The sequence below is a fragment of the Phycicoccus ginsengisoli genome, assembly GCF_054779295.1.
This window is the reverse complement of the sequence record NZ_BAAGYN010000004.1, coordinates 273,241-287,012: the sequence shown is the minus strand read 5'-3', so window position 1 is coordinate 287,012 and position 13,772 is coordinate 273,241. Positions and strand designations below refer to the sequence as shown.

11 protein-coding genes are annotated in these 13,772 nt (G+C 72.5%); 5 read left to right on the top strand and 6 right to left on the bottom strand.

What is annotated here, in order from left to right:
* Window positions 1-134: 134 nt before the first annotated feature.
* The 4 genes from ACYVDO_RS08700 to ACYVDO_RS08685 are packed head-to-tail and all read left to right on the top strand — an operon-like array spanning window position 135 to window position 5,828.
* Window positions 135-2,768 carry a hybrid sensor histidine kinase/response regulator gene (locus ACYVDO_RS08700; RefSeq protein ID WP_460934802.1) on the top strand — a complete coding sequence of 878 codons (2,634 nt, stop codon included), beginning with the start codon at window positions 135-137 and terminating at the stop codon, window positions 2,766-2,768.
* Complete coding sequence (locus ACYVDO_RS08695; protein WP_460934800.1) at window positions 2,765-3,148, top strand: response regulator; 384 nt, start codon at window positions 2,765-2,767, stop codon at window positions 3,146-3,148. Before ACYVDO_RS08700 ends, ACYVDO_RS08695 begins: the two co-directional genes overlap by 4 nt.
* Window positions 3,145-4,275 carry an adenylate/guanylate cyclase domain-containing protein gene (locus ACYVDO_RS08690; protein ID WP_460934798.1) on the top strand — a complete coding sequence of 377 codons (1,131 nt, stop codon included), beginning with the start codon at window positions 3,145-3,147 and terminating at the stop codon, window positions 4,273-4,275. Before ACYVDO_RS08695 ends, ACYVDO_RS08690 begins: the two co-directional genes overlap by 4 nt.
* The gene (locus ACYVDO_RS08685) at window positions 4,272-5,828 is read left to right on the top strand and encodes a peptide ligase PGM1-related protein (RefSeq protein ID WP_460934796.1); all 1,557 of its coding nucleotides are present in this window, start codon (window positions 4,272-4,274) and stop codon (window positions 5,826-5,828) included. The genes ACYVDO_RS08690 and ACYVDO_RS08685 overlap by 4 nt, the downstream gene beginning before the upstream one ends.
* A gap of 26 nt (window positions 5,829-5,854) precedes the next feature.
* Here ACYVDO_RS08685 and ACYVDO_RS08680 read toward each other — a convergent pair whose 3' ends face one another.
* On the bottom strand, window positions 5,855-6,037 hold the full coding sequence (locus ACYVDO_RS08680; protein ID WP_460934794.1) for a hypothetical protein: 183 nt from the start codon (window positions 6,035-6,037) through the stop codon (window positions 5,855-5,857).
* Between the two features lie 104 nt (window positions 6,038-6,141).
* On the opposite strand from ACYVDO_RS08680, the gene ACYVDO_RS08675 reads away from it, so the two are divergent.
* Window positions 6,142-6,819 carry a Crp/Fnr family transcriptional regulator gene (locus ACYVDO_RS08675; RefSeq protein ID WP_460934792.1) on the top strand — a complete coding sequence of 226 codons (678 nt, stop codon included), beginning with the start codon at window positions 6,142-6,144 and terminating at the stop codon, window positions 6,817-6,819.
* 73 nt (window positions 6,820-6,892) lie between these two features.
* Here ACYVDO_RS08675 and ACYVDO_RS08670 read toward each other — a convergent pair whose 3' ends face one another.
* From ACYVDO_RS08670 to dnaA, 5 genes are all read right to left on the bottom strand, one after another.
* Entirely contained in the window at window positions 6,893-7,525 is a 633-nt protein-coding gene (locus ACYVDO_RS08670) for a DciA family protein (protein ID WP_460934790.1), read from the bottom strand.
* Complete coding sequence (gene recF, locus ACYVDO_RS08665; RefSeq protein WP_460934788.1) at window positions 7,518-8,717, bottom strand: DNA replication/repair protein RecF; 1,200 nt, start codon at window positions 8,715-8,717, stop codon at window positions 7,518-7,520. The genes ACYVDO_RS08670 and recF overlap by 8 nt, the downstream gene beginning before the upstream one ends.
* A gap of 35 nt (window positions 8,718-8,752) precedes the next feature.
* Window positions 8,753-9,859, bottom strand: a complete 1,107-nt coding sequence (gene gnd / locus ACYVDO_RS08660; RefSeq protein WP_460934786.1) for a phosphogluconate dehydrogenase (NAD(+)-dependent, decarboxylating) — start codon at window positions 9,857-9,859, stop codon at window positions 8,753-8,755.
* 130 nt (window positions 9,860-9,989) lie between these two features.
* Window positions 9,990-11,123: a DNA polymerase III subunit beta gene (gene dnaN, locus ACYVDO_RS08655; protein ID WP_460935059.1), complete on the bottom strand. Its 1,134-nt coding sequence runs from the start codon at window positions 11,121-11,123 to the stop codon at window positions 9,990-9,992.
* A gap of 808 nt (window positions 11,124-11,931) precedes the next feature.
* Window positions 11,932-13,404 carry a chromosomal replication initiator protein DnaA gene (gene dnaA / locus ACYVDO_RS08650; protein ID WP_460935057.1) on the bottom strand — a complete coding sequence of 491 codons (1,473 nt, stop codon included), beginning with the start codon at window positions 13,402-13,404 and terminating at the stop codon, window positions 11,932-11,934.
* Window positions 13,405-13,772: the final 368 nt, after the last annotated feature.

Sequence of the window (13,772 nt, the reverse complement as noted above, 5' to 3'; positions counted from 1 at the left end):
GAGCGGCGAGCCGGTGCGTCAACCGGTGCGTCAAAGGGGGGAGACGCGGGGGCAACCGAGGGTGGACACTCGCAATCGGACAATGGTGCAGGGGTCCACGCGCAGAGGTGCCGACTCGTCGAGGGAGGCCGCCGTTGACGACACCTGCCGGCCCGCCGCACCTGGCCGACGAGCTCCGCGAGACGCGGGAGCAGCTCGCCGCCACGAGCGAGATCCTGACCATGCTCGCCGACACCACGACGTCCTCCGAGGACGTCTTCGGGACCATCGTCGAACGGGCTCGTGCGCTGTGCCGCGCTGACGTGGCCCAGATCCACCTCGTCCACGACAGCAAGTTCGTCCTGACCCGGTCCTTCGGCGCCTCCCCCGAGTACCGCGACTACGCGGCCCGGCGGCCGGTACCCCGCGACCGGACCTCGCTCATCGGCCGGGTCAGCCTGGACCGCACCACCCTGCAGATCGCCGACGTCCTGGCGGACCCCGACTACGACCGGCCGGTCTTCCAGCGGCTCGGGCGCATCCGCACCATCATGGGCGCGCCGATGGTGGTGCGCGACCAGGTGGTGGGCGTGCTGTCGGTGTGGCGGACGACCGTCGACCCGTTCGACGACCGGGCCGGAGCGGTGCTCACGAGCTTCGCCACCCAGGGGGCCATGGCGATCCGCACCGTCGAGCTGCTGCGCTCGCTCGAGGCCAGGTCCGCCGAGCTGGGCCGGCGGGTCGACCAACTCGAGGCCCTCGCCGAGGTGGGCGAGGCGGTCAGCTCCAGCCTGGACGCCGACGAGGTCCTCGGCACGATCGTGACCACCGCGGTCCAGCTATCCGGCACCGACGGCGGCTCGCTCATGGAGTTCGACGAGGACTCGCGCCTCTTCCGCGTCCGGACGGCCATCGGCACGCCCGAGGAGGTCGTCGAGGCGCTGCGCGACAGCCGGATCCACATCGACGAGACGCTCGTGGGGCGCGCCTGCCTGGCGCGGACGCCGACGCAGGTCCCCGACCTCGACGCCGTGGAGCGGGACCTTCACCTCGAGGTCCTGTATGCCGCCGGCTGGCGCTCGCTGCTGGCGATCCCCCTGCTGCGGGCCGACCGGGTGGTGGGGGCCCTGGTCGTGCGGCGGCGGCGGGCCGGGGCCTTCGGTGAAGAGACCTGCGAGGTCCTGGAGGCCTTCGCCAGCCAGTCGGCGATCGCCCTGACCAACGCGCGGCTGTACCAGGAGCTCGAGCAGCAGAGTGCCGCGCTGGCCGAGGCCAGCCGGCACAAGTCGGAGTTCCTGGCGAGCATGTCGCACGAGCTGCGCACCCCGCTCAACGCCGTCATCGGCTTCTCCGAGGTGCTGCTCGAGCGGATGTTCGGTGACCTCAACGAGCGCCAGGAGGACTACCTGCGCGACATCCTCGGGTCCGGGCGGCACCTGCTCGCCCTGCTCAACGACGTGCTGGACCTCAGCAAGGTCGAGGCGGGGCAGATGGAGCTCGACCGGACGGACTTCGAGGTCGAGCCGGCCATCGGCTACGTCCTGGCCATGATCCGCGAGCGCGCCTCCGACCACCGGATCACCGTGCGCACCGAGGTGTCCGACGACGTGGGGACCGTGCGGGCGGACGAGCTGCGGTTCAAGCAGGTCCTGCTCAACCTGCTCAGCAACGCCATCAAGTTCACGCCGGACGGCGGGCACGTGGCCGTGACCGCGCGGGTCGTGGGCGGTGAGCTCGAGATGACGGTCGCCGACACCGGGATCGGCATCGCCGTGCAGGACCAGCAGCGGATCTTCGACTCCTTCCAGCAGGGCGCCCGCGCCGCCCGAAGGGTCGAGGGCACGGGTCTCGGGCTCACCCTGACCAAGCGGATCGTCGAGCTGCACGGCGGGCGCATGTGGCTGACCAGCGAGCTCGGCCACGGGAGCACCTTCGGCTTCTCGCTGCCGTTGCACGAGGCGGCACCCGCCCAAGCCACCGACGGCACCACGCTCGCCGCCCGGGACGGCAGGCCGGTGGCGGTGGTCATCGAGGACGACCCGAGCTCGGCGGAGCTGCTGTCCCTGCACCTCGGGACGGCCGGCCTGCACCCGGTGACCCGCGGCAGCGGCCCGGAGGGCCTGGAGGCGGTGCGGGCGCTGCGCCCCGACGTGGTGATCCTCGACATCCGGCTGCCCGGGATGGACGGCTGGGACGTGCTAACCGCCATCAAGGGCGACCCCGCCACCGCCGACGTCCCGGTCGTCGTGGTGTCGGTCCTGCCCGACCGTGGTCGCGGCATCGCCCTGGGGGCGTCGGACTACCTCGTGAAACCGGTCGCGCGGGAGGACCTCATCGCGACCCTCGGACGCCTGCTGCAGCCCGCCGACGACGGGTCCGCCTCCGGGCGGGTGGCCGTGCACGTCGACGACGACCCCACCGCCCTCGAGCTGGTCCGCCAGGCGCTGCAGCCTGCCGGCTGGACCGTGCACGCCTGCCAGCGCGTCGACGACGCCCTGACCCTGGTGCGCGCCCACAACCCGACGGTCGTGCTGGTCGACCTGCTCATGCCCGAGACCGACGGCTTCGCCATGGTCGACCTGCTGCGCTCCGACCCGGTCACGGCGGCCGTCCCGGTCGTCGTCCTGACCACCAAGACGCTCACCTCCGTCGAGCGCCGGCTCCTCGAGGGACGGATCGAGTTCGTCGCCTCCAAGAGCGCCGTGGACCTTCGCCAGCTCGCGCTGCGGCTGGCCGGCATACCGGTCGCGGTCGCCGCTCGGCCCCGTCGCCGGCGGGATCCGTCGTGACGGGGCCGCACGTGGTCCTGCTCGTCGAGGACAACGACCGCAACCTCAAGCTCGCGCGCGACGTGCTCGAGTTCGCCGGGTTCACCGTCCTCGTGGCGGTCACCGGGGAGGACGCGGTGGACCGGGCCACCGCCGCCCGGCCTGACCTCGTGCTCATGGACCTGCAGCTGCCCGGCATCGACGGCCTCGAGGCCCTGGGCCGGCTGCGCCGCGACGAGCGGACCGCCGGCATCCCGGTCGTCGCCCTCACGGCGTTCGCCATGCGTGAGGACCGGGAGCGGGCGCTCGAGGCGGGGTTCGACGGCTACCTGCAGAAGCCCATCGACGTGCGCCGGTTCCCGGACCAGGTGCGCGAGCACCTCAGGGAGGAGCGGCCATGAGCCCCGACGACGCCACGATCCTCGTGGTCGACGACCTGCCCGCCAACCTCAAGCTGCTGGACGCGGTGTTCTCCCCGCGGGGGTTCACAGTGCGCACGGCCACGACCGGCGAGGACGCGCTGGCGATTCTCGCGCAGGAGGTGCCGGACCTCGTGCTCCTCGACGTCCTGATGCCGGGGATCGACGGGTACGAGACATGCCGTCGGATCCGCGCCAACGCGGCCACGGAGTACCTGCCGGTGGTGATGGTCACCGCCAGCGGCGACCACCAGAAGGTCGAGGCGATCGAGGCCGGGGCCGACGACTTCGTGACCAAGCCGTTCGAGCAGGCCGAGCTGCTGGCGCGGGTGCGGTCGCTGGTCCGGGTCAAGCGCTACCACGACACGGTCGTCCGGCAGGCCGACGAGCTGGCCCGGTGGAACACCCAGCTCGAGGCCAAGGTGGCCGAGCAGGTGCAGGAGATCGAGCGGGTCGGCCGGCTCCGGCGGTTCCTGTCCCCCCAGGTGGCGGGCCTGGTCACGGCCGGCGGGGAGGCGTCGTTCCTCGAGAGCCATCGCGGCGAGATCACGGCCGTCTACTGCGACCTGCGCGGCTTCACCGCCTTCGCCGAGACCTCGGAGCCGGAGGAGATCATGTCCGTGCTGCGCGACTACCACGGGGCGCTCGGGGACCTCGTCTTCCGGTTCGAGGGCACGCTCGAGCACTTCGCCGGCGACGGCCTGCTGGTCTTCTTCAACGACCCGATCCCGTGTCCCGACGCCCCTCAGCGGGCGGTGCGAATGGCTGTGGCGATGCGGGGGAGGGTGGCCGAGCTCGCCGAGGGGTGGCGGCGCCGCGGCCACGACCTCGGTTTCGGGGTGGGGATCGCGCAGGGGTACGCCACGCTGGGCCGGGTGGGGTTCGAGGGCAGGTACGACTACGCCGCCATCGGCACCGTCACCAACGTCAGCGCCCGGTTGTCCTCGCTGGCCGCGGCCGGCCAGATCCTCATCACCCAGCGGGTCGAGGCCGGTCTCGGCGACGTCGCGGTCACCCGTCCGCTCGGGCCCGCCGAGCTGCGCGGGATCACCCGGCCGGTCGAGGTGTTCGAGGTGCTCGGCCTCGACGCCGCGGCGGTGCCGTCATGAGCCCGCGCACGCTGGGCGACCTCGACGAGGACGCGCGCTACGCGGCCTACGACCGGCTCCAGGCCCGGCTCCCGGACGTGTGGCGCGCGATGCGGCTCAACGAGCCGGGGGAGTCGGTCGTCGTGGTGCCGTCGGTGTCGATCGACCGGATCACGCCCCGCGCGGGGGCGCTCAACCAAGCGATGGAGGAGCGCTACCTGTTCCTGTTGCTGCTCCTGCGCCAGCCCAGGCTGCGGATGGTCTACGTGACCTCCGGCCCGGTGGACCCGGCCATCGTCGAGTACTACCTGGCCCTGCTCCCCGGAGTCATCCCCAGCCACGCGAGGGCGCGGCTGTCGATGGTCAGCGTGGGGGACGCCTCGCCCCGGCCGCTCACCGAGAAGCTGCTCGAGAGACCCCGGCTGCTCGCGCAGGTCGCGGCCCTGGTCCCGGACCCCGCGCGCTCCCACCTCGTGCCGTACACGACGACCCGGCTCGAACGCGACCTCGCCCTCGAGCTCGGGATCCCCATGTACGGCGCGGACCCCCGCCACTTCCCGCTCGGGACGAAGACGGGCTGCCGCCGGCTGTTCCAGGACGCCGGCGTCGAGCACCCTGCCGGCTTCGAGGACCTGCACACCGTCGACGACGTCGTCGAGGCGCTGGCCCGCCTGCGGGCCCGGCGACCCGGGGCGGACAGCGCCATGGTCAAGCTCAACGAGGGCGTCGCCGGTGCCGGGAACGCGCTGGTCGACCTCCGGGGCCTCCCGGACCCCGGCGAGCCGGATGAGGCAGTGGGGCTCCGCGAGCGGGTCCGCGCCATGCAGCTCGAGGGCGGCACGGTCACCCCGGAGGCCTACTGGGCCAAGTTCGACGAGCGCGGCGGGATCGTCGAGGAGCGGATCACGGGGTCCACCGTGCTGAGCCCGAGCTGCCAGCTCCGCGTGACCCCGCTCGGCGAGCTCGAGGTGCTCTCGACCCACGACCAGGTGCTCGGCGGCCCGACCGGCCAGTCCTACCTCGGCTGCTCGTTCCCGGCGGCACCGGCGTACAGCGCGCTGATCACCCGCCAGGCGCAGGCGATCGGGGCCCGCCTCGCCGAGCTGGGCGTCCTCGGCAGGTTCGCGGTGGACTTCGTGGTGGTGGAGCGCGACGGGGAGTGGGCCAGCTACGCGATCGAGGTGAACCTGCGCAGGGGCGGCACGACGCACCCGTTCCTCACCCTGCAGTTCCTCACGGGCGGCGAGTACCACGCGGACACCGGGCTGTTCACGACGCCGCTGGGCCGCGAGAAGTACCTCGTCGCGACCGACCACCTCGAGGACGAGTCGCTGCGGGGCCTGCGGGTCGAGGACCTGTTCGACATCGTCGCCAGCCGGTCGCTGCACTTCGACCCCTCGACCCAGACCGGGGTGGTCTTCCACATGCTCAGCTCCGTCACCGAGGCCGGACGCCTGGGGCTCACCGCCGTGGCCGACACCGCCCGCGCCGCGCAGGAGGCCTACGACCGGGCCGAGCGGGTCCTCCTCGCGGAGGCCCGCTCGGCCCTCACCCCCCGGCGGGTGCACGCGTGAGCGGAGGACACCCCCGGATCGCCCGCTCACGCGGCGATCGTGGTGGAGTGGCGCAGCGCATCGACCACGACCTCGTGCCAGGTCAGCGGGTCGAACCGCGTGCGGCACGACGCGCTGCCGCAGCCGCAGACCCAGGCCCAGCGGCCACTGACCTTGCGGACCTCGGGGTGGTGGTGGTGCCGGTCGCGCCGGTGTGCGGTGGTGCTCATCGTCCTCGCCTCCTCGTGCACACCAGCGTCGCCGGGGCGGGCTGACCCGTCTGTGCCGCGGGACACCGACGTCGTGTGCCCGTGGTGACACAACCCGTGACGTCGTGCTGCACTGGGCCATGCAGTGGCAGCTGCTCGACGACCTGCCGGAGGACGTCCGCCGGCAGGTGCTGGCGCGGATGCAGCGCCGCACCTTCGCCCGAGGCGACGTGCTCTTCCACGAGGGCGACCCGGCCGACACCCTGCACCTCGTGGCCGAGGGCCGGGTCCTGGCCAGGCGGACCACCCCGCTCGGGGACTCGGCCGCCTTCCGGGTGATCGGGCCGGGGCGAGCGCTCGGGGACGTCAGCCTGGCGGCGGCCCACGCCCGCCGCTCCTCGACCGTCGTGGCGCTGGAGCCCACGGTGACGCTGGTCGTCACGTTCGCGGAGTTCCGGCGGCTCATGGCCGAGCACCCGTCGATCGGCGACCGGCTGGCGTCGCTGCTGTCGGCCCGGGTGCGCCGACTCTCGGAGCAGCTGGTCGAGGCGCTCTACGTCCCCAGCGACCGGAGGGTCGTCAACCGGCTGCTCGACCTCTGCGACCAGTACGCCGACGAGACGCCCGCACCCGTGGTCATCCCGCTCACCCAGACCGATGTGGCCCAGCTCGCCGGCGCTGCCCGGCCGACCACCAACCGGGTGCTCCGGGCGCTCGAGGCCGACGGGCTGGTGCGCTTGCACCGCGGCCGGATCGAGGTGCTGGACCCACAGGGGCTGGCCCGACGCCGGACCGCCGTCTGACCCGTTCTGCACCCCGGGCCCTCAGCATGGGCCGCCAGCGTGGCGCTCTGGGCCCAGTGGCTCCGGGGCGGGCTCAGCCGTAGGTGTCGCGGGGGCCGGGGCCCTGGGAACGGCGGGGGCCGCGGGACCACGACGGTGCGCTCGGCCCGACGATCTTGAGCGCGCTGACGGTGCCCTTGCCGCTCTCGGCCTCGATCCGCTCCATGATGCTCGACTCGAGCAGGGTGAGCTGCACCGTCCAGGCGGTCGAGTCGGCCCGCACGGTGAGCACGCCACCCTCGAACGTCACCGGCGTGCAGTGCTGGGCCACCTCGTCCCCGACGATCTGTGGCCACCGCCCCATGACCGAGCCCACCGCGACGTCGACCTGCCACCCGCGGTCGACGAGCAGCCGGTCCATCTGGTCGCCGAGCAGCAGCGGGTCGCGCCCGTCTCGATTGGCGCGGCTGCCGTCGACCCCGGGCCGCCGACGGCGCATCGGCTTCAGCCCCGGCCGCAGGCCCTTCTCCCGGGCGGCTGCGCGAGCGCGCAGGAGGGCCGCGGCCGCGGCGTCCTCCGCCTCGGGCTCCGCCCCGGTTGCCGGCAGCTCGTCTGCCGCACCCGGGTCGCCGACCGGCCCGTCGCTCGGGAGGCCGCCCGGCGGTCCGTCCGGCAGTCCGGCCGCCGACGCCGCCGACTCGTCCCGCGGTCCCGGCAGCTCAGGCACGCTGGACCACCTCACCCAGCGTCACGGCATACGAGCGGCCGGCCAGGCCGGCCGGCACGTCCGCCTCGACGGCCGCGGTGATGAGCACCTGCTCGCAGTCGGCCACCATCGCGGCCAGCCGCTCGCGGCGGCCCGAGTCGAGCTCGGCGAAGACGTCGTCGAGGATGAGGACCGGGTCCTCCCCGAGGTCGTGCCGCAGCAGCTGGTATGCCGCGAGCTTGAGCCCGAGCGCGAAGGACCAGGACTCGCCGTGGCTGGCGTACCCCTTGGCCGGCAGCTCGCCGAGGGTGAGGACGAGGTCGTCGCGGTGCGGGCCGACCAGGGAGACGCCGCGCTCGACCTCGCGCTCGCGCACCTCCTCCAGCGTGGCGAGCAGCTCCCGGCGCAGCTCCTCGACCTCGGGCACCTCGCCGGCGGCGATGCGCGCCGCCGGCTCCTCGCGCAGCGAGCTCTTGTAGGCGATGCGGGCGTCGGACTGGCCGGCGCTGACCTCGTCGTAGGCCTTGCCCAGGTACGGGCCGAGGTCGCGGACGAGCCGCAGCCGGGCGTACAGCAGCTGGGAGCCGACGGTCGCGAGGTGGTCGTTCCACACGTCGAGGGTGTGCAGCGCCGAGGCGCGGGCGTCGGACTCGGACTCCTCGCCCGGTCGCGGCGGACGGCGGCGACCACCGCGGCGCAGCACCGGTTGGGCCGAGCGCAGCAGGGCCCCGCGCTGCTTGAGGATCTTGTCGTAGTCGCCGCGCACGCCGGCCCACCGCGGCTGCCGCGCGACGAGCAGGTCGTCGAGGAACCGGCGGCGCTCCGCCGGGTCGCCCTTCACCAGGGCCAGGTCCTCCGGCGCGAACAGGACCGTGCGCAGCGTGCCGAGCACCTCGCGCGGTCGCGGGACGGGGGAGCGGCCGAGCCGGGCGCGGTTGGCGCGGCCCGGGTTGAGCTCGAGCTCGAGCATCGTCTCGCGACCCTGGCGCACGACCGCGGCCCGGATCACCGCCTGCTGGGCCCCGAACCGCACGAGCGGCTGGTCGGTCGCGACCCGGTGGCTCGACAGCGTGGCGAGGTAGCCGATCGCCTCGACGAGGTTGGTCTTGCCCTGGCCGTTGAGGCCGACCAGCGTGGTGACCCCCGGCTCGAGCGGCAGCTCGGCCGCGGCGTAGCTGCGGAAGTCGGCGACGGTCAGGTGACGGACGTGCACGGACCCTGCCGATCAGCCGGCAGCGGGCGCAGCGGTCACTTCGCCCGCTTGCGGGTCGACCCCGAGCCCGAGGTCGCGCCCGAGGTCGCGCCGGAGCCACCGGTCGAGCCGGTCCCGGAGGAGGGGCCGGCCGAGGCGGCCTTGCGCCCCTTGGCCGCGGCCTTGGCGGCGCTCCTGGTCGGCTTCTCCTTGGGAGCGACCTTGGCCTGGGCCTCCTTCTCGTGCCTGGGGGCACCCTCGGCGCGCAGCTTCTCGCCCTCGGCGACGCTCATGACCTGGTGGCCGCCGAACCCGCCACGCAGGGCCGCCACGGCCTGCATCGTCGGCGACTCCTGCTGGCGCGAGGCGAACCGCGAGAACAGCGACGCCGAGATGACCGGCATGGGCACCGAGTTGGCGATCGCCTCCTCGACGGTCCACCGGCCCTCGCCGGAGTCGACGGTGTAGCCGGAGACGTCCTCGAGGTGCGGGTTCTTCTCCAGGGCGTCGACCAGCAGGTCGAGCAGCCAGGAGCGGACGACCGTGCCGCGGGTCCAGGCCTTGAAGGCACCGGGCACGTCGGTGACGATGTCCTTGGCCTCGAGCAGCTCGTAGCCCTCGGCGTAGGCGGCCATCAGGCCGTACTCGATGCCGTTGTGGACCATCTTCGTGTAGTGCCCGGCCCCGACCTTGCCCGCGTGGACGAAGCCCTCCTCGCGCGGGCCCTCCGGCCGCAGCGCGTCGAACAGCGGCATCGCCTTCTTCACGTTGGCCGCCGAGCCGCCGACCATGAGGCCGTAGCCGTTCTCCAGGCCCCAGATGCCACCGGAGACGCCGCAGTCGAGGTAGCCGATTCCCTTGCCCTTGAGCAGCTTCTCGTTCTCGAAGTCGTCGGTGAAGCGGCTGTTGCCGCCGTCGATGACCAGGTCGCCCTTCTCGAGCAGGTCGCCGAGCTTGGCCACGGTCTGGCGGGTCGGGTCGCCCGACGGCACCATCACCCAGACCACGCGGGGGGCGTCGAGGGCCTTGACCAGCGCGGCGAGCGACTTCACGTCGGAGACGTCGGGGTTGAAGTCGAACCCGACGACCTCGTGACCGGCGCGGCGCAGCCGCTCGCGCATGTTGCCGCCCATCTTGCCGAGACCGATCAGACCGAGCTGCATGTGTGAAGCCTTTCCGTCCTGTGCAGGGTGGGCGCCGTGTCCGCGGAGCCGGCCTGGCGGCATACCGGCGGCCGGGTCACGCGTGGCTCAGGCTACGCCCGGCGCACCGGGCCCGCGCAGCGAAGGGTGGTCAGCTGGCGAACCGGACGGGCATGAGCACGTAGCGGTAGGAGGTGTCGGCCTCGCCGTCGAGCTCGTCCTGGCCCGAGAGCACCGCCGGCCGCGACGGCTGGGTGAACGACAGCCGGCTGAACGGCGTGCCCACGGCACCGAGGCCGTCGAGCAGGAACTGGGGGTTGAACGCGATCTCGAGCTCGGGACCGGTGAGCGTCGCCTCCACCGCTTCCGAGGCCTGGGCGTCGTCACCGGTGCCGGCCTCGATGGTGACCTGCCCGTCGGTGAAGCGCAGCCGGACGGGGGTGTTCCGCTCGGCGACGAGCGCCACCCGCTTGACCGCCTCGACCAGCTCGCCGGTGGAGACCACGGCCTCGCTGTCGACGCTGGTCGGGAAGATCGAGGTGACCTTGGGGTACTCGCCGTCGAGCAGTCGCGTGGTCGTGCGCCGCTGCCCGGCCTCGAACCCGACCAGGCCGTCGCCGCCGGCGGAGGAGCCGAGCGCGATCTCGATCGACCCGGACGCCCCGAGCGCCTTGGCCGTCTCCGACAGCGTGCGGGCCGGGACGAGGGCGAGGTGGCTGGCGTCGGTGCTGTTGGGGTTCCAGGTCAGCTCGCGCATGGCGAGCCGGTAGCGGTCGGTGGCGAGCAGGGTGACCTTGGAGCCGTCGATCTCGACACGGACGCCCGTGAGGATCGGCAGGGTGTCGCCGCGGTCGGCGGCCACGGACACCTGGGCGACCGCCTTGGTGAAGACGTCGCCGGCGATCGTGCCGCTGGGCTCCGGAGCGGTCGGCAGGGTGGGGTAGTCGTCGGCCGGCATCTGCATGAGGCTGAACCGGCTCGAGCCACACGTCACCGAGACCTTGCTGCCGTCGGTGGTGACGTCCACCGGCTTGGCCGGCAGGTTGCGGGAGATGTCGGCGAGCAGGCGGCCGAGCACCAGGACGGTTCCCCCCTCGGCGACGTCGGCCGGGACGGTGACCTTGGCCGAGACCTCGTAGTCGAACGCCGACAGGGTCAGCGACCCCTCCTCGTCGGCCTCGATCAGCACGCCGGCGAGCACGGGGACGGGCGGGCGGGCCGGGAGGCCGCGGGCCACCCAGGTCACGGCGTCGGCGAGGACCTCACGTTCGACCCGGAACTTCACCGTCATACCGCCCTTCACGCCCGGCCACCGCACGGACCCACTGCCTTGGATGTGACCATCGAGGAGCAGAGGTGCCACCGATGGAATTCGCACCGACCCTAGTGGGCGCTCGCGGTGCGGCCAACCCGGATCGGCGGAATCGGTGCCCACACCGCTCCCGTGGATTTCGTTGTGCCGTCCTCGATCGGGGCGGGTCGGGGTTGGTACTCGGGGCGGGATTGCTGAGTTGAGGGATCTCATCATCGTTGTAGGGGCTGTGGGAACTGTGGACGACGCGCGTCCTCGCAGGTCAGCGCCCCAGTCGGGGTGTGTATGCCGGGTGGACCGGCCGGCGGATGAACCGTGGCGCGGTGTGGACGACCGGAGAGCGCCCACAGGCCGTCCACACCACGGGATGCGCGGGTCCCCAGTGACGCGCCAACCGTGCACGGGTTGTCCACCGGTTGTCCACAGGCTCTGGGGGAAAGGCTGTCCGTTCGGACGATGGTCGTGGGGCCCACCCACATACCCACAGACTTGTCCACAGGTGTGGACCACGGGGGGTTCGTCCCGTTGTGCCGGACTTCGTGCTGCGCGACGAGGCGGCCCCCACCGTCCTGAGCACCGTCCCGGCCGGGTCCGGACCGAGGTTGCCGGGCGGTGAACGGGTGGACACAGGTGTGGACAACGCTGTGGAGAACGGTGGACAGCAGGGGTTTCCGGCCCGGCAGTCGGGTGGAGGAGGTCACTGGCCGGGTGGGTGCGCCCGGGTGTGCGGGCCCGCCGTCCGCGCTCGCCGTCCGACGCGTCCCCGGAGGGCCCGGGGTGGTCAGCGGGACTGCTGCTTGATCCGGTTGGTGAGCTCGGTGACCTGGTTGTAGATCGCGCGACGCTCGGCCATGAGCTGGCGGATCTTCTTGTCCGCGTGCATCACGGTGGTGTGGTCGCGGCCGCCGAACTGCTGGCCGATCTTCGGCAGCGAGAGGTCGGTGAGCTCGCGGCACAGGTACATCGCGATCTGCCGCGCCGTCACCAGGACGCGCGAGCGGGACGTGCCGCAGAGGTCCTCGATGGTCAGGCCGAAGTAGGCGGCGGTCTGGGCCATGATCGTCGCGCTCGTGATCTGGCTGCCCTGCTCGGTGGGGATGAGGTCGCGCAGCACGATCTCGGCCAGGCCCATGTCGACGCTCTGCCGGTTGAGGCTGGCGAACGCGGTGACCCGGATCAGCGCGCCCTCGAGCTCGCGGATGTTGGTCGAGATCCGGCTGGCGATGAACTCGAGCACCTCGTCCGGCGCGCTCATCCGCTCCTGGATGGCCTTCTTGCGCAGGATCGCGATGCGGGTCTCGAGGTCGGGCGGCTGGACGTCGGTGAGCAGGCCCCACTCGAACCGGCTGCGCATCCGCTCCTCGAAGCCGCTGAGCAGCTTGGGCGGCAGGTCGCTGGTGATGACGACCTGCTTGTTCGCGTTGTGCAGCGTGTTGAAGGTGTGGAAGAACTCCTCCTGCGTCTGCACCTTGCCCTGGAGGAACTGGATGTCGTCGATGAGCAGCACGTCGACGTCGCGGTACCGCTTCTGGAAGTTGGCGGCCTTGTCGTCGCGGATGCTGTTGATGAAGTCGTTGGTGAACTCCTCGGAGTTCACGTACCGCACCTTGACGTGCGGGTAGAGGTTGCGCGCGTAGTGCCCGATCGCGTGCAGCAGGTGGGTCTTGCCCAGCCCGGACTCGCCGTAGACGAAGAGCGGGTTGTACGCCTTGGCCGGCGCCTCGGCGACCGCGACGGCGGCCGCGTGGGCGAACCGGTTGCTCGCGCCGATGACGAAGGTGTCGAACGTGTACTTGGGGTTGAGCCGGGTCGCCGCCTCGTCGGGCGTCAGCACCTCCGCGCGCGGCAGGCGCTGGGGCTCGGCCTGGGGCACGGGGAGGCTGGCAGGCAGGGTCGTCGGCGGGGTGAGCGGCTGCCCGGGAGCCTCGAAGCCGTCGGCCGCCGGTGGAAGGTGGTGCTCGACCCCGACGGTGTCGTCGATCGCGGTGTCGAGGGCTGGGTCGACCGTCACCGCCAGCTGGACGGCTGCCCCCAGCTGCTCGGACAGGGCCCGGGTGACCGCGTCGCGGATGCGCTGCTCGAGCACGTCCTTGGTGTAGTCGTTGGGGACCTTGACCAGCGCCGTCCCGTCGAGCAGGCCGGCGAGGCGCGCCAGGCTGAGGAAGGCCCGCTCGCGGACCGGCAGGCCGTCGGCATCGAGCGTGGTGATCGTGTTCTGCCAGATCTGTGCATAGTCCAGACCGGCCTGGTTCACGAGGTCCACATCCCTTTCGACGCCTGTGCGGTGCTGCCCTTGTCGCAGGGTCATGGTGCCTTGTCCACACACTTGTCCACAACCTGTGGGGAACGTGGGACAAGGGGCGACGCTAACAAGTCTCGAGGACGCGGAGCAACCGGATCCGGGAAAATGGGCGGTGGAGTGGGGTCTGCGCGGGCCGCGCGTCGGCGTGTCGCCACCGGGACGAGGTGCGGCGCTGGTAGAGGACGGCCCGGCGGTCGGCCCGAGCTGGTTTGACCCTGTGCCTCGCGCTCGCGTACCGTGAAGGCGGCCTGTCGGCCGTTTTCGCATGCCCGTGACGCCCGCCCCCGGTGGGGACACCACCAGGTCGTCGTGGCGGGTTT